This is a genomic window from Nocardia sp. CS682 (genome assembly GCF_004634405.1).
Classification (GTDB): domain Bacteria; phylum Actinomycetota; class Actinomycetes; order Mycobacteriales; family Mycobacteriaceae; genus Nocardia; species Nocardia ninae.
Window position 1 is genome coordinate 7323908 of record NZ_CP029710.1, and the last position, 23813, is coordinate 7347720.

Annotated in this window: 19 protein-coding genes; 17 read left to right on the plus strand and 2 right to left on the minus strand. The window is 67.8% G+C overall.

Going from position 1 to position 23813, the window contains the following annotated elements:
- Positions 1 to 176: 176 nt before the first annotated feature.
- Together pheS and pheT are read left to right on the plus strand one after the other, a co-directional pair.
- Positions 177 to 1238 (plus strand): phenylalanine--tRNA ligase subunit alpha, encoded by a 1062-nt coding sequence (gene pheS, locus DMB37_RS33190; RefSeq protein ID WP_107655320.1) that lies wholly within the window; start codon positions 177 to 179, stop codon positions 1236 to 1238.
- Positions 1239 to 1286: 48 nt separating this feature from the next.
- Complete coding sequence (pheT, locus tag DMB37_RS33195; protein ID WP_135236043.1) at positions 1287 to 3791, plus strand: phenylalanine--tRNA ligase subunit beta; 2505 nt, start codon at positions 1287 to 1289, stop codon at positions 3789 to 3791.
- A 108-nt stretch (positions 3792 to 3899) separates the two neighbouring features.
- Here pheT and DMB37_RS33200 read toward each other — a convergent pair whose 3' ends face one another.
- The gene (locus DMB37_RS33200) at positions 3900 to 4487 is read right to left on the minus strand and encodes a hypothetical protein (RefSeq protein WP_135236044.1); all 588 of its coding nucleotides are present in this window, start codon (positions 4485 to 4487) and stop codon (positions 3900 to 3902) included.
- A 56-nt stretch (positions 4488 to 4543) separates the two neighbouring features.
- On the opposite strand from DMB37_RS33200, the gene DMB37_RS33205 reads away from it, so the two are divergent.
- From DMB37_RS33205 to ppc, 12 genes are all read left to right on the plus strand, one after another.
- Complete coding sequence (locus tag DMB37_RS33205; protein ID WP_135236045.1) at positions 4544 to 5044, plus strand: MarR family winged helix-turn-helix transcriptional regulator; 501 nt, start codon at positions 4544 to 4546, stop codon at positions 5042 to 5044.
- A gap of 33 nt (positions 5045 to 5077) precedes the next feature.
- A complete protein-coding gene (locus DMB37_RS33210) occupies positions 5078 to 5845 on the plus strand; it encodes an alpha/beta hydrolase (RefSeq protein ID WP_135236046.1) in 768 nt (255 codons plus the stop codon).
- Between the two features lie 33 nt (positions 5846 to 5878).
- On the plus strand, positions 5879 to 6397 hold the full coding sequence (locus DMB37_RS41045) for a hypothetical protein (RefSeq protein ID WP_206055056.1): 519 nt from the start codon (positions 5879 to 5881) through the stop codon (positions 6395 to 6397).
- Positions 6398 to 6439: 42 nt separating this feature from the next.
- On the plus strand, positions 6440 to 7462 hold the full coding sequence (locus DMB37_RS33220; RefSeq protein ID WP_135236047.1) for a hypothetical protein: 1023 nt from the start codon (positions 6440 to 6442) through the stop codon (positions 7460 to 7462).
- A gap of 475 nt (positions 7463 to 7937) precedes the next feature.
- Positions 7938 to 10613 (plus strand): nitrate- and nitrite sensing domain-containing protein, encoded by a 2676-nt coding sequence (locus tag DMB37_RS33225; protein WP_240771764.1) that lies wholly within the window; start codon positions 7938 to 7940, stop codon positions 10611 to 10613.
- A gap of 41 nt (positions 10614 to 10654) precedes the next feature.
- On the plus strand, positions 10655 to 11038 hold the full coding sequence (locus tag DMB37_RS33230) for a roadblock/LC7 domain-containing protein (RefSeq protein ID WP_135237972.1): 384 nt from the start codon (positions 10655 to 10657) through the stop codon (positions 11036 to 11038).
- A 44-nt stretch (positions 11039 to 11082) separates the two neighbouring features.
- Positions 11083 to 11481, plus strand: coding sequence for a DUF742 domain-containing protein (locus DMB37_RS33235; protein WP_240771766.1), 399 nt, complete (start codon positions 11083 to 11085; stop codon positions 11479 to 11481).
- 22 nt (positions 11482 to 11503) lie between these two features.
- Entirely contained in the window at positions 11504 to 12067 is a 564-nt protein-coding gene (locus DMB37_RS33240) for an ATP/GTP-binding protein (RefSeq protein ID WP_135237973.1), read from the plus strand.
- 74 nt (positions 12068 to 12141) lie between these two features.
- Complete coding sequence (locus DMB37_RS33245; protein WP_135236049.1) at positions 12142 to 12693, plus strand: sugar O-acetyltransferase; 552 nt, start codon at positions 12142 to 12144, stop codon at positions 12691 to 12693.
- Between the two features lie 37 nt (positions 12694 to 12730).
- On the plus strand, positions 12731 to 13855 hold the full coding sequence (locus DMB37_RS33250) for an AAA family ATPase (protein ID WP_135236050.1): 1125 nt from the start codon (positions 12731 to 12733) through the stop codon (positions 13853 to 13855).
- A 102-nt stretch (positions 13856 to 13957) separates the two neighbouring features.
- Complete coding sequence (locus DMB37_RS33255) at positions 13958 to 14377, plus strand: VOC family protein (RefSeq protein ID WP_135236051.1); 420 nt, start codon at positions 13958 to 13960, stop codon at positions 14375 to 14377.
- Between the two features lie 148 nt (positions 14378 to 14525).
- The gene (gene ppc / locus DMB37_RS33260) at positions 14526 to 17297 is read left to right on the plus strand and encodes a phosphoenolpyruvate carboxylase (RefSeq protein ID WP_135236052.1); all 2772 of its coding nucleotides are present in this window, start codon (positions 14526 to 14528) and stop codon (positions 17295 to 17297) included.
- Between the two features lie 151 nt (positions 17298 to 17448).
- Here ppc and DMB37_RS33265 read toward each other — a convergent pair whose 3' ends face one another.
- Positions 17449 to 18348 carry a LysR family transcriptional regulator gene (locus DMB37_RS33265; protein ID WP_135236053.1) on the minus strand — a complete coding sequence of 300 codons (900 nt, stop codon included), beginning with the start codon at positions 18346 to 18348 and terminating at the stop codon, positions 17449 to 17451.
- Between the two features lie 71 nt (positions 18349 to 18419).
- Between DMB37_RS33265 and DMB37_RS33270 the strand changes: the two genes are divergently transcribed.
- The 3 genes from DMB37_RS33270 to DMB37_RS33280 all read left to right on the plus strand — a co-directional run bounded on the left by DMB37_RS33270 (position 18420) and on the right by DMB37_RS33280 (position 23808).
- Positions 18420 to 20201: a gamma-glutamyltransferase family protein gene (locus tag DMB37_RS33270; protein ID WP_135236054.1), complete on the plus strand. Its 1782-nt coding sequence runs from the start codon at positions 18420 to 18422 to the stop codon at positions 20199 to 20201.
- A 279-nt stretch (positions 20202 to 20480) separates the two neighbouring features.
- Positions 20481 to 21992, plus strand: a complete 1512-nt coding sequence (locus tag DMB37_RS33275; protein ID WP_240771767.1) for an ABC transporter substrate-binding protein — start codon at positions 20481 to 20483, stop codon at positions 21990 to 21992.
- Between the two features lie 184 nt (positions 21993 to 22176).
- Positions 22177 to 23808 carry an ABC transporter substrate-binding protein gene (locus tag DMB37_RS33280; RefSeq protein WP_135236056.1) on the plus strand — a complete coding sequence of 544 codons (1632 nt, stop codon included), beginning with the start codon at positions 22177 to 22179 and terminating at the stop codon, positions 23806 to 23808.
- Positions 23809 to 23813: the final 5 nt, after the last annotated feature.

Here is a 23813-nt window from a genome sequence, read left to right on the forward strand (position 1 = left end):
GCTGTGACCATGGTCGCAATTTCGCGGCAACGAGGTGGTGAAACGGGGTCCCGGGGGCACTGCGGGGAATCCGTGTGAATCGGATATGACGCATCCAATAGGATTCCACCAGCAGCAATGTGGGTAGGGAACGAGCCGTGCCCGCGAACCGATCCCCAGGGGAGAGTCGAACCACCGTGGCCGACGACAACGACGCAGTCGAGCAGAACGCGACGCTGACCGAGGAGGCACTGGCCGCAGCCGCGGCGGCGGCCGAGAAGGCGTTCGCCGCTGCCGCCGACCTGGATGCGCTCGCGGTCGCGAAAACCGAGCATCTCGGCGGCAAGGCGCCGCTGGCGCTGGCGCAGCGCGCGCTGGGCAGCCTGCCCAAGACCGAGAAGGCCGACGCGGGCAAGCGGGTCAACGTGGCGCGCGCCCGGATCTCCGAGGCGTTCGAGGCGCGCCGCGCGGCGCTGCTCGAAGAGCGGGACGCCGCGGTGCTGGTGGCCGAGGCGATCGACGTGACGCTGCCCGCCCGCAGGCACCCGTTCGGCGCAAGGCATCCGATCACCGTCATCTCCGAGCAGGTCGCAGACGTGTTCGTTGCGATGGGCTGGGAGGTCGCCGAGGGTCCCGAGGTGGAGACCGAGCACTTCAACTTCGACGCGCTCAACTTCCTGCCCGACCATCCGGCCCGCACCATGCAGGACACCTTCCACATCGCGCCGGAGGGCTCGCGCCAGGTGCTGCGCACGCACACCTCCCCGGTGCAGGTGCGTTCGCTGCTGGAACGCGAGCTGCCGATCTACGTGGTGTGCCCCGGCCGCACCTTCCGCACCGACGAGCTCGACGCCACGCACACCCCGGTCTTCTCCCAGGTGGAGGGGCTGGCCGTGGACAAGGGCCTGACCATGGCGCACCTGCGCGGCACGCTGGACGCGTTCGCCCGCGCGCTGTTCGGGCCGGACACCCGAACCAGGATGCGCCCCAACTATTTTCCGTTCACCGAGCCCTCCGCCGAGGTCGACGTCTGGTTCCCGGACAAGAAGGGCGGCGCGGGCTGGGTCGAGTGGGGCGGGTGCGGCATGGTGAACCCGAAGGTGCTGATCGCCAGCGGGATCGATCCCGAGGTGTACAGCGGGTTCGCGTTCGGCATGGGCCTGGAGCGGACGCTGCAGTTCCGCAACGGCATCCCGGACATGCGCGACATCGTCGAGGGCGATGTGCGTTTCACGCTGCCCTTCGGCATCCGGTCCTGAGCCGGCCCCCACCGAGACCACCCTTCGATCGAGAGAGCGAAACGTCAAGTGCGAGTAGCGCAGTCCTGGCTGACCGACATCATCCAGCGCACCGTCCCCGACTGGTCGGTGACGGCGGAGGAACTCGACGCGGGCTTCGTCCGGGTGGGGTTGGAGGTCGAAGAAGTCGACAAGCTCGAGCGGATCGGCGGCGATATCGACAAGCCGCTGGTCGTCGGCCGCGTCGCCGAGATCACCGAGCTGACCGAGTTCAAGAAGCCGATCCGCTTCTGCAAGGTCGACGTCGGTAATCCGGATCTTCAGGAAATCGTCTGTGGGGCAACCAACTTCGCCGTCGGCGACCTGGTCGTCGTGGTGCTGCCCGGCGGTGTGCTGCCCGGCGGCTTCGCCATCTCCTCGCGCAAGACCTACGGGCACGTCTCCAACGGCATGATCTGCTCGGTCGCCGAACTCGGTATCGGCAAGGATCATGCGGGCATCCTGGTGCTGGAACCGGGCACCGCCGAGCCCGGCGCGGACGCGAACGAACTGCTCGGCCTGGACGATACGGTCATCGAGCTCAACATCACCCCGGACCGGGGCTACTGCTTCTCGGTGCGCGGCCTGGCCCGTGAACTCGCCTGCGGCTTCGACCTCGATTACGCCGATCCCGCCGTGCGCACCTTGGCGGACGACGAGCAGGACGCCTGGTCGGTCCGGCTCGAGCCGGACTCGCAGTGCACCCGTTTCGCGGTGCGCCGGGTCACCGGCATCGACCCGAACGCGGTGAGCCCCTGGTGGTTACAGCGCAGGCTGCTGCTGTCCGGCGTGCGCCCGATCTCGCCTGCCGTCGACGTCACCAACTACGTCATGCTGGAACTGGGTCAGCCGCTGCACGCCTTCGACGCGGCCAAGCTGACCGGCGGCCTGGTGGTGCGCACCGCCAACAAGGGCGAGACGCTGCGCACCCTCGACGAGGTCGAGCGCATCCTGGACGCCGAAGACGTGGTGATCGCCGACGATTCCGGCGTCATCTCGCTGGCCGGCGTGATGGGCGGCGCGACCACCGAGGTCGGCGCGGAGTCGACCGACATCGTGCTGGAGGCCGCCACCTGGAACCCGCTGCTCGTCTACCGCACCTCGCGCAGGCACAAGCTGGTGTCCGAGGCGGGCAAGCGGTACGAGCGGGTGGTCGACCCGGAGATCAACGTGGCCGCGCTCGATCGGGCCGCTACGCTGCTCGCCGAAATCGCCGGCGGCACCGTCGAATCCGCGCTCACCGACGTCCGCGTCCCGGTGCCGCCCGCGGCGCCGATCCGGATGGACATCGACCGGGCCGACCGCGTCGCCGGTGTCGTCTACCCGACCGGTACGTCCGCGCGCAGGCTCGCCCAGATCGGCTGCACCGTCGAGGTCGCTGTCGACGAGAGCACCGGCCACGGGCAGCTCGCGGTCACCCCGCCGAGCTGGCGGCCCGACCTGGTCCAGCCCGCCGACCTGGTCGAGGAGGTGCTGCGGCTGGAGGGGCTCGAGCAGATCCCGTCCGTGCTGCCCACCGCGCCGGCCGGTCGCGGCCTCACCGCCACCCAGCGGCGGCGCCGCGCGGTCAGCCGCGCACTGGCCTTCGCCGGTGCCGTCGAGGTGCCCGCGCCGGTGTTCCTGCCCGCCGGCGTCTTCGACACCTGGGGTCTGGACGCCGACGACCCGCGCCGCGCGACCACCCGGGTGCTGAACCCGCTCGACGTGGAGCGCGCCGAGCTGGCCACCACCCTGCTGCCCGGACTGCTGGAAGTGGCCGCCCGCAACATCTCTCGCGGCGCCCGCGACCTCACCATCTACGGCATCGCGCAGGTGGTGCTGCCCGGCGACAACGTGCGCCCGGTCGAGGCGCTGCCGGTCGACCGTCGCCCCACCGACGAGCAGATCGCCGGCCTGATCGACTCGCTGCCCGCCCAGCCGGTGCACGTCGCGGCGGTTCTCACCGGTCGTCGCGAGCCGCGCGGCGCGTGGGGGCAGGGCCGCCAGGCCGAGGCCGCCGACGCCTTCGCCCTCGCCGATGCGGTGGCCGACGCGGCGGGTGTCACGATCGAACGCCGTCCGGCGGCTCAGCTGCCTTGGCATCCTGGTCGCTGCGCCGAGCTGGTGGTGGACGGCACGGTCGTTGGTCACGCGGGCGAACTGCACCCCGCTGTGCTGGAACGCTCCGGTCTGCCGCCGCGGACCTGCGCCGTCGAACTCGATCTCGACGCACTGCCGCTGCTCGAATCCCGGCCCGCGCCAACAATTTCCCCGTTCCCGGCGGTGCTGCAGGACGTCTCGGTCAGTGTCGAGAAGAGCACTCCCGCCGCGTCGGTGGAGTCGGCCCTGCGCACCGGCGGCGGCGATCTGCTCGAGGATATCGCCCTGTTCGACGTCTACGAGGGCACGCAAGCGGGTGAGGGCCGCAAGTCCCTCACCTACGCCCTGCGTTTCCGCGCCACCGACCGCACCCTCACCGAGGACGAGGCAAGTGCGGCCCGCGATGCCGCGGTAGCCGCAGCGGCAGACGCCGTCGGCGCGGTTCTGCGCGGATAGCCTTCGAGTCAACCTGCCGCGCAAAGGAATTGCTGGCAATCCTGTTGCGCGGCAGGACCGAGGGCGATCGCAGCCAGGCATCCGAACGACCTTCGGCCCGCGCGGAGCTCACGCGGGTTCGGGTACCGTCCGGTGATCGGTCACCGAGCTGCGCTCGACAGAACGCCGCTCGGCAGTGGCGAGCATCGCGGCCCCGGCGACGAGGACGGGAACGGCGTAGGCGGACATTGCACCGAAACCCAGTGCGGTCCACATTGCCAGCATGAACAGCGAGAGCAGTCCCGCAGTGCACGCTGCGGTAATGCGGGGGAGTACCCCCAGGACGAGTGCAGCGCCGAGCACCACCTCGGGCACCGTCGCCACTATGGCGGTCGCTCCGGCGAGCCCACTCGTGAAGCTAGGCAACAACGTTCGCGTGTAATCGACGAAAGCATCGAACGATCCCCAGGAAACACCCGCACCGCCCGGCGCACCGAAAAGCCCGACCCGATCGGCCACCGAACCGAGCAGCAGCAGCCCGAGCGCCACCCGCAAGACGACGCGCATGAAATCGAAGCGGCCGACTGTGCTGGCATGAACCGCGACGATCACGACGGCGGTCGCGGTGACCCACCCGAGCGCTCCGTCGAAGAACAACAGCCAGTCAACTTCGGTGACCAAAGCGGCACAGGCAAGACCCACTGTGACAGTACGCATATCAGAACCCTTCAAGGTAGTAAGGTGCCTTACCAACAGTAGGAGCAAGGAGTAATATGGTCAAGCGCCTTACTAACCCGTTGGTCGACCGCCCCGCACCATTGGGAAGTCTGCTGTCTGCCGCGGCGCGCACCCTGGCGGCCGAACTCGACGCGGGCATCGCCGCCGCCGGTTTCACCGATGTGCGCGCCGCGCACGCCCCGGTCTTCCAGTTGATCGAACCCGACGGCACCAGGCAGACCGCGCTCGCCGAGCGGGCCGGGATGACCAAACAGGCGATGGGTGAACTGATTCGCCACCTCGAACAGCACGGCTACGTCGAAGTCGAGGTGGACCCGGCCGATCGGCGCGCCCGCCTCGTCCGCCTGACCACCCGCGGCTGGGCCGTCGTCGACGCGGGCATCGCGGTGGTCGAGCGTTTCGATCGGCACCTGGACGAGATCGTCGGCGCGGACGAGGTCACCCGGCTGCGCGGCACGCTGCTGCGCATCATCGGCGGCGCGGGCTCCAGCCATGCGGCCGGACAGCAGAGCACGAAAGTCATGCGGGTCGAGTGACCAGAACGGTCGGGAAAGAGTAAGAACGACATCATGCGACATCCGGCCAGTCCGATCCTGAACGCGCTGACCTATCTGCCGGATCGGCGGATCCTGCAGACGCCCGCCATCCTCGGCATGGCCTATACCGACGTGTCGATCAGCACGGCGGACGGGGAAACGCTGCACGGCTGGTGGTTGCCCGCGCCGAAATCGGTCGGCCACATCCTGTTCGCGCACGGCAACGCGGGCAATATCGGCGACCGGGTCGCGCTGTTCGCACTGCTCGTCGAGGCCGGGTTCGATGTGCTCGCCTTCGACTATCGCGGATATGGGCGCAGCACCGGGCGTCCCACCGAACACGGCACCTATCTGGACGCGCGTGCGGCCCGCCGGGTACTGCTCGAGCAACCCGGCGTCGACCCGAATCATGTTCTCTACCTCGGGAAGTCGCTCGGCGGCGGTGTCGTGCTCGAACTCGCCCAGGCGCATCCGCCCGCGGGCGTGATGCTGATGTCGACCTTCTCCGGCCTGCGCGACGCCGCCAGATCCGTCTATCCGTTCCTGCCCGGCCCGCTCGTCCCCGACGCGTACCCGAACGCGCGGCGCATCCGCACGCTGCGTGCCCCGGTCCTGATCATGCACGGCGACCAGGACGAACTCCTGCCGCTGCGGCACGCCGAACGCCTCTACGCCGCGGCCCGCGAACCGAAACGTCTGCAGATCTTCCCCGGCGCCGGCCACAACGACCTGATCATGGTGGGCGGCTCGGCCTGGTTCGAGCTGGTGCGTGACTGGGCCGGTGCCATCGTCCGGTCGTGAGGCGGCGCACCTTGTGCTGCGTAGCCTGGTGCTATGACAGAAAACAGCGAGATGGCGGCCCGTCTGGCGGCCCTGTCCGACCGTGAACTGATCGGCGTGCTGCTGGTCGCCACGGCGGAACGGCCCGGCTTCGCGACCGTGCACGCGGCCCTGATCGGCCTCCTGGAAACCGGTGATGCGACGGCCTCACCAGGTGTGACTCCTACCACGATGCCGACGTCGGTGCATGACGCTGCGCCGCTGCACGACGTATCCGGCCAGGTCGGACGGGCCTCCGCGGTACCCGCGGTACCGGTACCGCCGACCGGTATCACGGCACCGACTGAGACGGGTGGATATTCCTCCTCCGGTGTCCCTACTTGGGGGTCAGTTCGCGATAAGGTCGAGCAGCGCTACGGCACCGCGCAGGGGATGAGCGAGCTCGACCAGCAGACCCCGGCGGGCCGCAGTGCCGACGAGCAATGGGACGCGCGCGAGCAGGCGGCGCGTGAACGCCTGGACCAGATACGGAAGTCGTTGCGCGGCAACGACACCGAAACACACGGGCCGTAACCTGGCCGGGCGCCGTACTACGACTGTGATTGGTGGAACTCGATGCCCGAGCCGCGCGAGATTGCTGAACGGCTACTCGATGCCCAAGTCGACTTCGTGCTTGCCGAGGTCAGTGGCGACCGATTCGCTGAAGTCGTTGCCCGCGATGTCGAGTCGGTGCTCGGTGTCGCGGACACCCTGATCTTCCGCGACATCGTCGAGGTCGATCAGGCCAAGCAGACCGTCGCGACGATCATCGACCTGATCGGTGGCAGTCCGGTGCTCGCCGACATGGTCGGGGTGTTCGCCGACTCGATCTACGACCACATCGCGAACAACAACGACTACACCCTCGGTCAGGTGGTCGACCGCGAACCGGTAGAGGCGTTGCTGGAGAAGATCTTCGGCATGCACCAGGCCCAGGAGCGCATCCTGGACCGGCTCACCGAGAGCCCGCTGGTCGCCACCGTCGCCTCGAAGTTCGTGGACAAGTTGATCTCCGATTTCATGGAGGCCAATAAGCAGTTCGCCGGCAAGATCCCCGGTGTCTCCTCGCTGATCTCGATGGGCCAGTCCGCCGCCAAGAGCGCGAAGAAGGCGACCGAGAGCACCTTCATCGGCGACATGGCAGGCAAGGGCGCGGTTTTCGCGCTCAAGCGCACCAACAACGCGATCCGGGAAATGTTGCGCGACGCACCGGTGCACGACGCGGCCATGGAATTCTGGGATCTGCACGCCGACGAACCGGTGAGCGGGCTGCGCGATTATCTGTCGCAGCAGGACCTGAACGAACTGGTGCTGCTCTGCTATGAAATCGCGGTCACCACCAGGGAGAAGGAATACTTCGGTCTGCTCGTCGAGGAATGCGTCGAGGTGTTCTTCACCAAGTACGGCGATTACACGCTCGCGGCCATGCTGCCCGAGCTCGGCCTCTCCGGTGCCGACATCACCACCGAAATCCTGCGCTACGGCCCCGCCGTCATCGACGGCGCGAAGCGAAACGGCGTGCTGTCCAAGCTGATTCGGGAGCGGCTCGAGCCGTTCTACACCTCCGAGCAGGTCCTCGCGATCCTCGGCGGCGAGTAGTTCCACCGCTACTTGCTGGCACGTTGCTGATCGGGCGCCGAGTAGACGTAACTCTCGGTGCCGTCAAACGTGTGTGCCGCAGCGGCACGAGGTGCGCGGAGGTCGCCGACTCCGCTACTATCCGAGGGCATTTCGGGTCGGCGCCCGGAGTGTCGACGGTTCTTCCCGTTGATCCCCCCGACCGGGTGGGTTATTAGTTCTGCTTCAACCTTGTACAAGATTAACTGACCGCAACTGGACAGTTAGTAGCAACAGGTTGCAGCTCGGGTTGAAAAGTATGAACAAAGTTCCCCGTCCGGGGTTCTCGAGTTGACGCCGGACCGGGCATATGGGATTTTGCTCGGAGACTTTCCGTGCGCTCGTCGTGGAGCTGTCACGGCCGGCTTTTCGGAGGAGTAGCAGGTTGGTGCGTTCACGTCTACGGCAACCAAAGCCCGGGGACACACCGGATCTCATATCTGCGGTTTCCCCCGGGATGCCCAGCGGCAGAATGGCGGCCATCGTCCGGCCGCGCACCATCGGTGGTCAGCTCACCCGAATTCTCGCGCTCGCGCTGATTTTGGTGCTAGCCCTGCTGGGAGTCACTGTCTTCCGGGAGATCTCGGACTATCGCGAGTCCAACGACACGGTGAAGGCCGTCTCGCTGGCGCTGAGCGTGCAGGACCTCACCAACCAGATCCAGCGCGAGCTCGGGCTCAGCAACGGTCTGCTCGGTGGTGACAATCGCCTGCAGCAGCCCCTGATCGACCAGCGCGGCAAGGTCGACGCGGCACTCGCCTCGCTGACCGCCGACGCGGCCGGGGACGCCCCCGGCGCCGATCAGGTGCGCTCGGCGCTCGGCCAGCTGAATCTGCTGTCGAACACCCGCACCCAGATCGACTCGCGCCGCGTCAGCAGGCAGGTCGTCTTCCAGTTCTACACCGACGGCGTGAGCGCGCTGAACCGCCTCGCGCTCGGCCTCGACCAGGCCCGCGACCCGCAGATCCAGCGCGGACTGCAGGCGCTGTACGCGCTCGGCGCGGCCAAGGAGGAGGTCGACAAGGAGCGAGGCTTCCTCAACGGCGTCTTCACCGCGGGCCGGTTCAACGGCGGTGAGTACGTGCAGTTCATGGAGATCCGCTCCACCAAGCTCGCGGGCTTCACCGCGTTCTCCCGCTACGCGACCAAGAGCCAGCAGGCCAAGCTGGACGCGGCGATGTTGAGCGAGAACGCCACCAAGGCAGAGCAATCGGAGAACATCGCGATCGCCTCCAGCGATGGCCCGCTGGTCCGCGAGGTCGATCCGATGACCTGGTGGACGCAGATGTCCAGCGTCCTCGATGAACAGCGCACCGTGCAGCAGGCGGTCGGCAACGATGTGCAGGAGCGCGCGGACAGCCTGCGTAATGCCGCTGCCACCAAGCTGATCGCCTTCCTCGTCATCTCCGCGATCGCCATCGCCGCCATGATCGTGCTGGTGATCACCTCGGTGCGCGCCATCGTGCGCCCGCTGGCCGCGCTGGCCGGCGAGGCCGACGATGTGGCCTCGCGCCGCCTGCCCCAGGTCATCGAGGCGTGGTCGCGGGCCGACGACAGCCGGCCGGAGGCGCCGATGCCGGTGCAGGCCCCGCCCGGGGCGAGTACCGAAATCGCCGCCGTGGCAGGCGCACTCGACCGGGTGCAGACCACCGCCTTCGAACTCGCCTCGCAGCAGGCGCTGGTGCGCCGCAACACCACCGAGTCGATGGCCAACCTGGCCAGGCGCAACCAGAACCTGGTCCGCCGCCAGCTCGGCCTGATCAGCGAGTTCGAGCGCGAGGAACTCGATCCCAAGGGTCTGTCGAACCTGTTCGAGCTCGACCACCTGGCCACCCGCATGCGCCGCAACGCCGAAAGCCTGCTGGTGCTCGTCGGTGAGGCCAGCCCGCGGCGCTGGGCCCAGCCCATCGCGTTGAGCGACGTGATCCGGGCCGGCCTGTCCGAGGTCGACGACTACCGCCGGGTGGTACTGCGCCGAGTGGACGACGTCATGATCACCGGCGCGGTGGTCAGCGAGCTCGCGCACATGCTCGCCGAGCTGATCGAGAACGGACTCGCCTTCTCCCCACCCGATCTCGAGGTCGAGATCTACGGCCGCCGGGTGCCGCACGGGTATCTGCTCGCCGTCGTCGACCACGGTGTCGGCATGCCGATGGACCAGCTGGCCCAGTCGAACGCCAGGCTGCGCGGTGAGCAGGACTTCATCGTCGCGCCCACCCGCTACCTGGGCCACTACGTGGTCGGCCGGCTGGCCGAGCGGCTCGGCATCGACGTCGAGCTGAACGTCTCGCCGGTCAGCGGCATCGTCGCGCGGATGTCGCTGCCGCTGGACATCCTTGTCCAGGAACAGGATCGGCGGCCCGCCGCGGTGCAGGCCAAGATCTCCGGTGCCGGGCTGGAGCGCTCCTGGGGCGCCGACTCGGAGTCGACCAGCGTGCCCGAGCTCGAACCGTCGCCCACCAACGGCGCGATGACCTCGCCCGCGGTGATCCGCGGGAACAACGCGCCGGAGCCGACCGTGCCGACCCAGCGGGGTCCCGCACACGCGGCGCCGTCGAACGAGTACAACGGCACGCCTCGCCAGGCCGAGGGTCCGTGGACCGCGGCGCAGCGGGCGATACCGCGCGAAGAGCGGTTCGACACCGGACCGCAGCACGCGGCACCGCCCGCCTCCGGGCCCGCCACCTCCGCGTACTCCCAATTCGTGTCCCCGCCAACGGTTTCCACTCCGCCGGACAACTCGGACCGGTTGCTGACCGATACCGGCACGTGGCGGCTGCCGGATGCGCCGCCGGAGAACCACCACGGTGTCAACGGGGCAGCGCCTGCGGGCGCGGGACCGCGCACCACGCGTAACGGACTTGTCAAGCGCAACAAGAAGTCTCGTTCCGCGGGCACGGCGCCGGCCACCGAGCCGCGCCGGGAAACCAACGGCGCCAACGAACGTCGCGATCGGGCCCCGATTCCGGAACGCTCGCCGGAGGAAACCCGTAGCATGCTTTCGTCGTTCCGGGCCGGACACGAGCGCGGCGCACCGCCGCCGCCGTCGACGACCCGTCCGTATGTCGGTGCCCGCGACCACGACGCCCGCGCCGACGATCAGGCTCAGACAATCGCAGAGGAGAACCGGTGACCACTCACTTGCCGAGCGCCGACCCGCACACGTTCAACTGGATGCTCGCCAACTTCGTCCGGGAAACCGACGGCGTCCGCGACACCGTGGCGGTCTCCTCGGACGGATTGCTCATCGCGATGTCCGAGGGTCTGGACCGCACCTCAGCCGACCGGCTCTCCGCCATGGTGTCCGGTCTGGCCAGCCTCGCCAAGAGCGCATCGCGCAGTTACTCGTTCGATGGGCTCAAACTGATCATGATCGAGATGAAGCGGGGTTTTTTGCTCGTCTCGGCCATGGGTGACGGCAGCTGCCTCGGCGTCATCGCCGACGGCAACTGCGATGTCGGTCTGGTCGGCTACGAAATGGCCGTGCTGGCCGAACGCGCCGGGTCGCTCCTTGACCCGACGTTGATTTCCGAATTGCGAGAGACGTTGCGAAGATGAGAGATCCTGACCGGCCGAGGCTGCCGGACCCGCGGATGATCCCGATGAACCAGATGTTCGGTTGGTTCGATCCGGATCGTCCAGGCCAAAAAGAAGCCCCGGTCGAAGAGCTTGTCGACAGTGATGAACAGTTTGTGCGTCCCTTTGTCGTCACCGCGGGGCGCACCACGCCGTTGATGGACGGTTTGCGCATCGAAACCCTGGTGCAGGCACCGCCTTCGGCGCTGTCCGCACCGCTGCAGTTCGAGCAGCGCACCGTGGTGCAGCTGTGCCAGCAGCCGCACTCCATCGCGGAAATCGGTACCGCGCTGCGCGTTCCGGTCGGTGTCGCGAAGGTCGTCGTGAGCGACCTCGTCGCCGGGGGCTACGCGACGGTGCGTGAGGCCGATCAACTGTCCACCGCTGCCATCGAGAGGATCAGGGACCTTGTACGGGCACTCTGACAACCCGCCGCCCGCCCCGACGATGCCGTCCTCGGTCAAGATCGTGATCAGCGGTGGATTCGGCGTCGGCAAAACCACTTTCATCGGCGCCATCTCCGAGATCGAGCCGCTGGTCACCGAGGCGGCGATGACCGAGGTCGCGATCGGCGTCGACGATCCGGGCCGGCGCGCGGAGAAGACGCAGACCACGGTCGCGCTCGACTTCGGCCGAATCACCTTGGACCGCTCGCTGATCCTGTACCTGTTCGGTACGCCGGGCCAGGACCGCTTCGTCTTCCTGTGGGACGACCTGGTCGACGGCGCGCTCGGCGCGGTGATCATGGTGGACACCAGCCGGATCGGCGACTGCTACCCGGTGCTGGACTACTTCGAGGAGAAGCAGACGCCGTTCGTGGTGGTGGTCAACCGCTTCGACAACGGCATGCATTTCGACCTCGGCGAGGTGCGCGAGGCGCTGGAACTCGACGACTGGATCCCGGTGCTGGAATGCGATGCGCGCGACCGGGAATCGGTGAAAGAGGTGCTCGTGGCGCTGCTCGAGCAGGTCCTCTTCCACCGACTATCCGTGCAGGGAATGCCTGCCTGACCACTCTCCGCCGAACGGGACATGACCGCGACAGCTGTCGCCGTCATGTCCCGTTCGGTGTCTAGGGTGGCGGGGTGGGTGAGATGAAGGAGCGGATGCTCCGCGGGGAGTTGTACCGGGACAACGACGCCGAGCTGGTGGCGCAGCGGCAGCGGGCGCAGGCACTCTGCGCGGAGTTCAACCGGTCCGAAGCGGGCGAGCGGCGCGACGCCGTGCTGCGTGAGCTGCTCGGGAAGCTGGGGGAAGGGTCGTGGATCATGCCGCGATTCCAGTGCGACTACGGGTATCTCATCGAGATCGGGACGAACAGTTTCCTGAATTACGATGCGATCCTGCTCGATTGCGCGCCGATCGTCATCGGCGACGATGTGTCCATCGGGCCGCGGTGCCAGCTGCTGACCGCGCTGCACCCGATGGCGGATCACGAGCTGCGCAGGCAGCGGTGGGAGACCGCGGCGCCGATCCGGATCGGCGATAACGTGTGGTTCGGCGGCGGGGTCATCGTGTGCCCGGGCGTCACGGTCGGCGACGACACCGTGGTCGGCGCGGGCAGCGTGGTCACCCGGGACCTGCCGCCGCGGGTGTTCGCGGCAGGCAATCCGGCGCGGGTGATCCGGCAGCTGTAGCGCGGCGCATGTCATAGCGGATAGTTAGCCTGGGGTCATGTTGCGGACGTTGGCTATCGAGAACTACCGGTCGTTGCGACAGGTGGCGATGCCGTTGGGGCGGCTCAACGTGGTGACCGGGGCCAATGGCAGTGGGAAGTCGAGTCTCTATCGGACGTTGCGACTGCTGGCGGACTTCTCGCGTAACGGGGCCATCGCCGCGCTGGCCCGCGAAGGCGGGGTGGCGTCGGCGCGCTGGGCGGGGCAGGGCAGCACGCCGAGCGGTGATGCGGCGCTGCGGGTCGGCTTCGCCGGCGAAGACTTCGGGTACGCGGCCGAGCTCGGCACGCCGACGCCCGACAGCACCTCGAAGTTCAATCTCGACCCGGTGATCAAGGCCGAAGCGGTCTGGGCCGGGCCGGTGCTGCGCCCATCGACCCTGCTCGCCGATCGCGGCGGCCCGGTGGTGCGCCTGCGCGCCGACGACGGTGGCTGGGCGATGGTGCCGCACACGCTGCAGCCGTTCGACAGCATGCTCAGCGAGCTGGCCGATCCGCAGAGCGCGCCGGATCTGCTGGTGCTGCGCGAGCGCATCCGGTCCTGGCGGTTCTACGACCACCTGCGCACCGACGCCGACGCGCCCGCCAGGTCGCCGCAGATCGGCACCCGCACCACCGTCCTCGGCCACGACGGCGCCGACCTGGCGGCGGCGCTGCAGACGATCCGCGAGATCGGCGACGCGCAGCTGCTCGACAAGGCGATCGATCGCGCGTTCCCCGGCAGCGAGGTCGAGATCGTCGACTACGACGGCAGATTCGAGCTGGCGCTCTATCAACGCGGCCTGTTGCGCCCGCTCGGCGGCGCCGAACTGTCCGACGGCACCCTGCGCTACCTGCTGCTGGTCGCCGCGCTGCTGACCCCGCGCCCGCCCGAACTCCTGGTCCTCAACGAGCCCGAAACCAGCCTGCACCCCGAACTGCTGGTCCCGCTCGCCGAGCTCATCGCCACCGTCGCCGCGGACACCCAGGTCGTGGTCGTCACCCACGCCCGGCCGCTGGTCACCGCGCTGGCGCAGAGCACACCGGAGTTGCAGACCATCGAGCTGGTCAAGGAAAACGGCGCGACCACCATCGCGGGCCAGGGCCTGCTGGATCAACCGCCCTGGTACTGGCCGAAGGGGTAGGCCTCGGTGGGCTGTGGTCAGGGACACCAGGACCACCGATGAATTCGGCGCGGCAGCGCCGTCGATAATGTTGTCCCGCTTTACCGAAGGAGAACACACACCATGAGCAACGGCAAAGACCTCGCCCTCACCCACGTCAGCGTGCTCGTCGGCGACCAGGACAAGGCCCTCGAGTTCTACCGCGACCTGCTCGGCCTCGAGCTCCGCCAGGACATGCCGTTCCCCGGCGGTCGCTGGCTGACGGTCGGCCCGGCCGGTCAGCCCACCATCGAGTTCCTGCTGGAGACCCCCGCGATGGTGCCCGACGACGCGGCGCGCGCGGCGGCCGAGTCCCGCCTGAACAACGGCGCGGCGGGCATGCTCATCTTCACCACCGAATCGGCCGACGACACCTTCGCCCGGCTGCGCGACGGCGGCGTCGAGGTCACCCAGGAGCCGATCACCCAGCCGTACGGCATGCGCGACTGCGGCTTCCGCGACCCGTGGGGCAACCACCTGCGGTTCTCCCAGGTGCTGGGCTGAGCCGGACGAAACTCGTTGACTCCCCGGGTTTCCCGGGGGTCACCCGGCGCGGTCGATACCGAGGCCGGCCCGGCTCGGCGACCGCCCGGCGACACGGTGTGGGATCCGTCGCATACCGCCGCGGCGCCGACGGCAATACTGTCTGATCATGGGCGAATCGACGAGCGAGACGCAACAGGACGCCATCCGGCCGCTGCGCGACGACATCCGGTTTCTGGGTGGCGTCCTGGGCGACACCATCCGGGACCATGAGGGCCCCGAGGTGTTCGATCTGATCGAGCGGGTGCGCATCGAGGCCTTCCGGGTGCGTCGCGCGGAGGTCGAGCGCAGCGCGGTCGCCGAGATGCTCGACGGTGTCGACATCGCGGTGGCGCTCCCGCTGATCCGCGCGTTCAGCTATTTCGTGCTGCTGGCCAACCTGGCCGAGGACATTCAGCGCGACCGCCGCCGCAAGGCGCACGAGGCGGCCGGTGAGCCGCCGCAGGATTCGTCGCTGGCCGCCACCTATCGCAAGCTCGACGCGGCTGCGCTGGACGGGGCCGAGGTCGCCGATCTGCTGGCCGACGCACTGGTCTCCCCGGTGATCACGGCACACCCCACCGAGACCCGCCGCCGCACCGTCTTCGACGGGCAGACCAGGATCACCGAGCTGATGCGGCTGCGCCAGCGCTACTCCGATAACGAGCGCGAGCGCCTCGATTACGAGCAGCAGATCCGCAGGCAGGTGCTCGGTCTGTGGCGCACCGCGCTGATCCGGTTGGCGCGCCTGCGGATCCAGGACGAGATCTCGGTGGGCCTGCGCTATTACGACATCACCCTGTTCGACGTGATCCCGGCGATCAACGCCGAGGTGCGAGCCGCGCTGCGCTCGCGCTTTCCCGGCGTCGAGCTGCTGCCGCGGCCGATCCTGCGGCCCGGTTCGTGGATCGGTGGTGACCGCGACGGAAACCCTTATGTGACAGCCGATGTCGTCCGACAGGCCGGACACCAGGCCGCGACCGTCGCCTTCTCGCGGTACCTGCGTGACCTGGTCGAGCTGGAGAAGGCGCTGGCGTTGTCGGCGCGCTTGGTTCCGGTGACGCCTGAGGTCGCCGCGCTCGCCGAAGCCGGATACCCCGACCCGTCGACCCATGCCGACGAACCGTATCGCCGTGCGGTGCACAGCATCCGGGCCCGCCTGACCGCGACCGCGCGCCGCGCCCTCGGCGGCGTGCCGCCGAACGGTCTGGACGTCGGCGCCGAACCGTATCCGACGCCGCAGGCTGTGCTCGACGATCTCGACGCCGTGGACGCTTCGCTGCGCGCCAGCGGTGACGGACTGCTCGCCGACGACAAACTCGCCGCGCTGCGACATGCCATCGAAACCTTCGGCTTCCACCTCCAGGGCCTGGACATGCGGCAGAACTCGGAGGTGCACGAGCAGGTCGTGGCCGAGCTGTTGGCCTGGGCCGGTGTGCATCCGGACTACGCGAGCCTGTCCGAACACGAGCGGGTCGAACTGCTCGCGGACGAGCTGCGCACCCGGCGCCCGCTGCTCGGCCCGTACGCCAGGCTGAGCGAGCTGGCCCGCAAGGAAGTCGACATCGTCTGCGCCGCACGCGATGTGGTGGACACCTTCGGCACCGAGGCGGTGCCCAACTACATCATCAGCATGTGTACCTCGGTCAGCGACATGCTGGAGGCGGCGCTGCTGCTCAAGGAGGGCGGCCTGCTCGATCCCGGTGAGCCGGACGGTCCGCCGCACTGCTCGGTGGGCATCGTCCCGCTGTTCGAGACGATCGAGGACCTCGGTGCGGGTGCGGCGACTTTGGCTGCCGCGCTGGATGTTCCGGTGTACCGCGACTTGGTCGCGGCACGCGGGATGCGGCAGGAGGTGATGCTCGGGTACTCCGACTCGAACAAAGATGGCGGATACCTGGCCGCGAACTGGGCGCTGTACCGCGCCGAACTCGACCTGGTCGAGGTGGCGCGCAAGACCGGAATCCGGTTGCGGCTCTTCCACGGTCGCGGCGGCACCGTCGGCCGCGGCGGTGGCCGCAGCTACGACGCCATCCTGGCCCAGCCCGTCGGTGCGGTGCACGGCTCACTGCGGCTGACCGAGCAGGGTGAGGTGATCGCCGCCAAGTACGCCGAACCCGGTGCGGCACATCGCAATCTGGAGTCGCTCATCGCGGGCACGCTGGAGTCGACGCTGCTCGACGTGGAGGGGCTCGGGCCGGACGCGGAGCCGTCCTACGAGCTGATGGACGAGCTGGCCGATCGGGCCCGCGCGGCGTACTCCCGGCTGGTGCACGAAACACCGGGCTTCGTCGAGTATTTCCGGCAGTCCACCCCGGTGGCCGAGGTCGGCGACCTGAATATCGGCAGCAGGCCCGCCTCTCGTAAACCTACGAACTCGGTCTCGGATCTGCGCGCTATCCCGTGGGTGATGTCCTGGAGCCAGGCCAGGGTAATGCTGCCCGGCTGGTACGGCACCGGAACCGCGTTGGAGGAGTGGATCGGTGGCGATCCCGAACGGCTCGCGACGCTGACCGACCTGTACCGCCGCTGGCCGTTCCTGCGCACCGTGCTGTCGAACCTGGCGCAGGTGATGGCCAAGAGCGACCTCGATATAGCCGCCCGCTATGCCGAACTGGTCGAGGATGCGGCGTTGCGAGAGAAGATCTTCGGCATGATCCGCGACGAGCACGCCAGGACCATCCGCATGCACGCCGCCATCACCGGCAACGATCACCTGCTCGCCGACAACCCGTCGCTGGCCGAGTCGATCCACAACCGCTTCCCGTACCTGGAGCCGCTGAACCAGATGCAGGTGGAGCTGCTGCGCAGGCTCCGCGCGGGTGACGACTCCGAACTGGTGAAGCGGGGCATCCTGCTCACCATGAACGGCCTCGCGACAGCACTGCGCAACTCCGGCTAGGCCCAGCCCGGTAGCCGCACACGCTTTGACATCCGCACGGGTGTCATGGCGGCCAGTCGGTGTGCGGCAAGCCAGAAAGAGTGTGGCCGCTACTGCGAGCGGCTCCGGCAACGCATGGCTCCGCTTATCCGTGCGCGGTCAGCCGACTTCGCTACACCACCTCGCGCGCCCGGGCCGCATGGCTCAGCGTGGTGTCGATGAACGCCTGCGCCGCGGCGGTGAGCGGTCCGCCGCGGTGCACCAACCACTGCGGCAGCTTCTCCGGCGGGTCGAACCGATACACCTCGGCCCCGGCACGGCAGGCGAGGTCGTGCCAGCCGTCGGGCATCAGCCCCGCGCCGATGCCGCGCAGCACCATCGGCAGCACCACGCTGCGGTCACCGACCTCGGCGGCGATGCGCAGATCGCCGACGGTGGCGGCCAGCCGATCGAAGCGCGCCCGGACGGCGGTGGCCGGCTGGGTGATCACGAAGCTCATGCCGCGCAGGTCTTCTGGCGTCACTGTGCCATCGGTGCCGATCTTGGTGCCCGGCGGCGCCACCAGCAGGAACTGTTCGTCGCGCAGGTGATGGGCCACCAGACCACGTCCGGCGGGTCGTTCCGCGCTGCCGCACACCCCTGCCTCGCAGCGCCCGCGCAACACCATGGCGACCACCTCCGCCGCCGACAGCGCCGACCAGGTGCCCACCGTCAGTCCGGGGTGATGCTCGCGCAGTTCGGCAATGGTGCTGATCACCGGTTCCAGCGTCGAGGACGAGGTGGCCGCGACATCGACGCGCCCGACCACGCCCGCGCCGACGGCCTGCGCGGCGGCCCGCAGCGCATCCAGATCGCGCAGCACCTGGCGCGCCCGGTCGGCCATGAATTCCCCGGCATTGCTCAGCACGGCATTGCGGCCGACCCGATGAAACAGCGCCACCCCGAGTTCGCGCTCCAGCTTGCCGATCGCCCGCGACAGCGACGGCTGGGCTACCCGTAAAGCCCGCGCAGCGTGGGTGAACCCGCCGTGCTCGACGATCGCGACGAAGTACTCGAGTTGCCTACGTTCCATAACCGTAGGCTATCGGTTTGGTGCCATAGATGTCTTGGACGTACGTACCGCTCCGGGGAGATACTCACCAGGTGTTCACCACGCGTCCTACCTTGCAGGGCACCTTCGGGATGGTGTCGTCCACCCACTGGCTCGCCTCGGCCGCCGCGATGGCGGTACTCGAGAACGACGGCAATGCGTTCGACGCGGCGGTCGCCGCGGGGTTCGTCTTGCACGTGGTCGAGCCGCATCTGAACGGCCCGGCCGGTGAGGTGCCGATCATTCTCGCACCCGCGGGCCTGCCGCCGCGCGTGCTGTGCGGTCAGGGCCCGGCCCCGGCCGGCGCGACGATCGCCCGCTACAACGCGCTCGGCCTGGATCTGGTGCCCGGCACCGGTCCGCTGGCCGCCGCGGTGCCCGGCGCGTTCGACGCCTGGATGGTGCTGCTGCGCGATCACGGCACGATGCGGCTGGCCGACGTGCTGTCCTATGCCATCGGCAATGCCGAGCGCGGCCACCCCGCGGTCGACCGGATCGGCGAGACCGTCGAGACGGTGGCCGAGCTGTTCGAGAACGAGTGGACCAGCTCCGCGGAGATCTACCTGCGCGACGGAAAGCCGCCCGCCGCAGGCGCATTGCTGCGCAACCCGGCGCTGGGCGCGACCTGGCGCAGGCTGATCGCCGAGGCCGAGGCCGCGGGCACCGATCGGGAGACCCAGATCGAGGCCGCGCGCCGCATCTGGCGGGAGGGCTTCATCGCCGAGGCGCTGGTCGCCGCCGCCGCGCGGCCGACCATGGACACCTCCGGCGAGCGGAACATCGGCACGCTGACCGGTGACGACCTCGCGAATTTCAGTGCCACCTACGAGAATCCGGTCACCTACACCTGGAACGGCTGGACCGTCGCGAAGCCCGGCCTGTGGAGCCAGGGCCCGGTCATGCTGCAACAGCTCGCGCTGCTGCCGGAACGCCTGGAGTACGGCACGCCGGAGTACTACCACACGTTGATCGAGGGCTCGAAGCTCGCGATGGCCGACCGCGAGGCCTGGTACGGCGACAGCACCCAGGTCTCACTCGCGACGCTGCTTTCCCCCTGGTACAACGCGCAGCGCAGCGCGCTGATCGGGCCGCAGGCGTCCTACGAACTTCGGCCGGGCAGCCCGGATGGCCAGCGCCCCAGGCTGAGTGGCTACGTGCAGACCAATTCCGTTGGGGCCGTCGATGTTCCGCGCGGCGCGGGCGAGCCGACAGTGGCCGCCTCCGGTGCTACTCGCGGTGACACCTGTCAGCTCGACATCGTGGACCGCTGGGGCAATATGATCGCGGCGACGCCCAGTGGTGGCTGGCTGCAATCCAATCCGGTGGTGCCCGAGCTCGGTTTCCCGCTCGGCACTCGACTACAGATGGCCTGGCTGGAACCGGGCCTGCCCAATTCGCTTGCGCCGGGCCGCCGCCCGCGCACCACGCTCAGCCCGTCGCTGGCGCTGCGCGACGGCGAGGCCGTCATGGCGTTCGGCACCCCGGGCGGCGATCAGCAGGATCAGTGGAGCCTGCATTTCTTCCTCGCCGTCGCCATGCGCGAAAAAGTGCGTGGCGGACTCGATCTGCAAGGCGCGATCGACGCACCGAACTGGCATCAGGAGAGCTTCCCCGGCTCGTTCTATCCGCGGGCGATGAGCCCGGGTTCGGTGGTGGTGGAGTCGCGGATCGGCGCCGAGGTCATCGACGACCTCGAACGGCGTGGCCACCGGGTGACGGTGGGCGGTCCGTGGTCGGAGGGCCGGTTGTGCGCGGTGGCCCGCGACCGGGAGAACGGTGTACTTTCAGCTGGAGCCAATCCCCGTGGCATGCAGGGCTACGCCGCGGGACGATAACTGAACTTTCGAACAAATAGCGGTCCGGGAACGCCGGACCGCTATTTGTCGTGTCATTTGTAGAGGCGCTCGGATTGGTCCGATGACAAAAACGAGAACAATCTACGAAAAGGAATACCCGGCGAGAAAAGTACGAAACCTTGAAGTATCTTGTAGCGCATGCTCGCTCGCTTCACACGGATGCTGGTGCTCGGCGTTACCGCCGCCGCCATCGCTTCCTGCGCACCGGTTCAGCACCCCGCTGGAACGGCAACGCACACAGATGATTACGGCACACCCGTGGGATCGCAGCCGGTACGTGAGGGCGGCGACCTGGTGATGGGCCTTTCCGCCGAACCCGACAAGCTCGATCCGACCACCTCAAGCTCGCTCTACACGCGTTACGTCATGAGCTCGATCTGCCAGAAGCTCTACGACAACGACGCGTCCGGAAATCTGGTGCCGCAGTTGGCGACCGCGTTGCCCACGCTGTCCGAGGACGGACTGACGGTGACCATCCCGGTCCGCACCGGAATCAAATTCGCCGACGGCGCCCCGTTCGACGCGGCCGCGGTGCAGACCAGCCTGCAGCGGCACTTCAGTATGAAAACCTCGCAGCGAACCAGCGAAATGGGTCCGATCGCGTCGATCGAGACGGCCGATCCGACCCACGTTGTGATTCGCTACAAAAAGCCCTTCGCGCCGATCACCGCGGCGCTCGCGGACCGGGCCGGGATGATCATGTCGCCCGTTGCACTCGCGAAGGATGAAGGCAAGAACTTCAGCGACAACCCGGTGTGTGTCGGCCCGTTCAAATTCGTCAAGCGAATCCCGCAGACCTCCATCGTGGTGGAACGCGATCCGCTGTACTACGACGCGAAGAACGTGCATCTCGATACGGTCACCTACCGAATCATGGCCGACGCGAACATTCGCGCGTCGAACCTGCGCTCCGGTGACATTCAGGTCGCCGACACGATCTCCCCCCAGGACGTCGATGCGCTGGCCAAGGACCCGGACCTGAACCTGTTGGAGACGGGCTCGCTCGGCTTCCAGGGCATCTACCTCAATATCGGCAACGTCGACGGCGTCGGCAAGCCGGCAAAGCCGATCGACTCTCCGCTCGCGAAGAACGCCAAAGTCCGCGAGGCGTTCTCATTGAGTATCGACCGGCAGACCTTGGTCAACACGGTATTCAACAACTGGTTCGAGCCGGCTTGCTCGGCGATCGTGCCGAAGAGCACCTATGCGACGCCTGCCGGAATCGCCTGCCCGCCTTATGATCCGCAGCGGTCGAAGCAATTGCTCACCGAGGCCGGTGTGCAGCTGCCGTACCCGATCACGCTGCAGGTCACCAATTCGCAGGATCAGCTTCGCTATGCACAGGCCCTGCAGGCCAACGTCGCCGAAGGCGGCTTCGACCTGAAGATCGTGCCCGCCGAATACTCGACGCTGCTGGACGTGCAGAAGCGCGGCACCTACGAGGCGTTGCTGCTCGGCTGGTCGGGCCGGCTCGACCCGGATGCCAATATGACCCGCTTCCTGTCCACCGGCTCGGGCGGCAACTACGGCGGGTTCAGCTCGCCGAAGCTGGACGAGCTGCTTTCCCAGGCAGCGCGCACCACCGACACCGCCAAGCGGGCCGAGCTGTACGGGCAGGCGACGCAGATCATTCAGCAGGAGAATCCGTATCTCTACACCTACCGGATCCGGGTCCTCACCGTGCACACCAAGCGGGTGACCGGTATCGAGGCCTACGCGGACGGTGTCGTGCGGCTCGGAAAGGCCGCCTTCCTCGACGAGAAGGACTGAAAAGGCGCGCGGCCGCGCAATAGTCGAACACCGCACAGGAATTAGCGGTCCGGAATCGCCGGACCGCTATTTTCCGTATCGATTTCCACCCGCCACGATTTCCGATGATGGCTGCTAAGAGAACAATGTACAAAAAGAAACGGTGGTGGCGAAAAATGCAGCGTGTTGAAGTATGTTGTAGCGCATGCTCGTTCGCTCCACTCGGATGGCGGTGCTCGGTGTCGTCGCCGCCGTCCTCGCTGCCTGCGCACCGACGCAACACACCACCGAGACCGCAACGCACGTCGACGATTACGGCACACCCGTAGGCACGCAGCCGGTGCGTGAGGGCGGTGATCTGGTGATGGGCCTGTCGAACGAACCCGACAAGCTCGACCCGACCACATCCAGCTCGCTCTACATGCGCTATGTCATGAGCACGGTCTGCGAGAAGCTCTACGACAACGACGCGTCCGGCAACCTGGTACCCCAGCTGGCCACCGCCCTGCCCGATATCTCCTCGGACGGCCTGACGGTGACCATCCCGCTGCGCAGCGGGATCCAGTTCGCCGACGGCACCGCGTTCAACGCCGACGCGGTCGAGACCAGCCTGACCAGGCACTGGAAGATGGAAGGCTCTCAGCGCACCGGTGAGATGGGTGCGATCAGCGAGATCGAGGCGGCCGACTCGACGCACGTGGTGATCCGATACAACCAGCCGTTCGCGCCGATCACCGCCGCGCTCGCGGACCGTGCCGGGATGATCATGTCGCCCACCGCGCTGAAGGAGAAGGACAAGAACTTCGGCGATCACCCGGTGTGCGTCGGCCCGTTCAAGTTCGTCAAGCGGGTCCCGCAGACCTCGATCGAGGTGGAACGCGACCCGCTGTACTACGACGCGAAGAACGTGCACTTCGACTCGATCACCTACCGGATCATGACCGATCCGAAGATGCGCGAGTCGAACCTGCGCTCCGGTGACATCCAGGTGGCCGACACCATGTCCCCGCAGGACGTGGACACGCTGGCCAAGTTGCCGCAGCTGCGCGTGCTGACCTCGGGATCGTTCGGTTTCCAGGGGATGTACATCAATATCGGCAATGTCGACGGTGCGGGCAAACCGGTCAAGCCGATTGATACCGCGATCGCCAAGGACGCCCGCGTCCGGCTGGCGTTGTCGCTGAGTATCGACCGGCAGAAACTGGTCGAGCAGGCGTTCAACAACTGGTACGAGCCCGCCTGCACGCCGATCGCGCCCCGCACCTCGTATGCCACCCGTGCCAGCACGGCGTGCCCGGCCTTCGATCCGGCGCGATCCAGGGAGCTGCTCGAGGAGGCGGGCGTGCAGCTGCCGTACCCGATCACGTTGCAGGTGATGAACGTGCCCGACCATCTCCGGTACGCACAGGCGTTGCGGGACAGCGTTGCGGAGGGTGGATTCGATCTACGGCTCGTGCCCGCCGAGTACTCGACGATGCTGGACGCGCAGAAGCGCGGCACTTACGAGGCCCTGCTGCTGGGCTGGTCCGGCCGAATCGACCCGGACGGCAACACCGCCCGGTTCCTCACCACCGGTTCCAACGGTAACTACAGCGGATACAACTCGCCCATCCTGGACGACCTCCTGGGCTGGGCCGCACACAGTACGAACGCCGCGCAACGCGGCGCGCTATACGAGCAGGCGGTGCGATTCATTCAGCGGGAGAACCCGTATATCTACACCTACCGTCTGCGTAACTTGACCGTGCACTCGACATGGGTGACGGGCATCGAGGTGTACGCCGACGGCGCTGTCCGGCTCGGCAAGGCCGCGTTCGTCGCGGATCGGAAGGGCTGAAAATC

Excerpts from the sequence above, each read along its gene's own strand:
- DMB37_RS33230 (WP_135237972.1), top strand. The coding sequence starts at position 10,655 with ATGCTCGCCAACTTCGTCCGGGAAACCGACGGCGTCCGCGACACCGTG.
- DMB37_RS33265 (WP_135236053.1), bottom strand. The coding sequence starts at position 18,348 with ATGGAACGTAGGCAACTCGAGTACTTCGTCGCGATCGTCGAGCACGGC.
- DMB37_RS33240 (WP_135237973.1), top strand. The coding sequence starts at position 11,504 with ATGCCGTCCTCGGTCAAGATCGTGATCAGCGGTGGATTCGGCGTCGGC.
- DMB37_RS33255 (WP_135236051.1), top strand. The coding sequence starts at position 13,958 with ATGAGCAACGGCAAAGACCTCGCCCTCACCCACGTCAGCGTGCTCGTC.
- DMB37_RS33280 (WP_135236056.1), top strand. The coding sequence starts at position 22,177 with ATGCTCGTTCGCTCCACTCGGATGGCGGTGCTCGGTGTCGTCGCCGCC.
- DMB37_RS33210 (WP_135236046.1), top strand. The coding sequence starts at position 5,078 with ATGCGACATCCGGCCAGTCCGATCCTGAACGCGCTGACCTATCTGCCG.
- ppc (WP_135236052.1), top strand. The coding sequence starts at position 14,526 with ATGGGCGAATCGACGAGCGAGACGCAACAGGACGCCATCCGGCCGCTG.
- DMB37_RS33235 (WP_240771766.1), top strand. The coding sequence starts at position 11,083 with ATGAACCAGATGTTCGGTTGGTTCGATCCGGATCGTCCAGGCCAAAAA.
- DMB37_RS33220 (WP_135236047.1), top strand. The coding sequence starts at position 6,440 with ATGCCCGAGCCGCGCGAGATTGCTGAACGGCTACTCGATGCCCAAGTC.
- DMB37_RS33205 (WP_135236045.1), top strand. The coding sequence starts at position 4,544 with ATGGTCAAGCGCCTTACTAACCCGTTGGTCGACCGCCCCGCACCATTG.
- DMB37_RS33250 (WP_135236050.1), top strand. The coding sequence starts at position 12,731 with ATGTTGCGGACGTTGGCTATCGAGAACTACCGGTCGTTGCGACAGGTG.
- DMB37_RS41045 (WP_206055056.1), top strand. The coding sequence starts at position 5,879 with ATGACAGAAAACAGCGAGATGGCGGCCCGTCTGGCGGCCCTGTCCGAC.
- DMB37_RS33200 (WP_135236044.1), bottom strand. The coding sequence starts at position 4,487 with ATGCGTACTGTCACAGTGGGTCTTGCCTGTGCCGCTTTGGTCACCGAA.
- DMB37_RS33225 (WP_240771764.1), top strand. The coding sequence starts at position 7,938 with ATGCCCAGCGGCAGAATGGCGGCCATCGTCCGGCCGCGCACCATCGGT.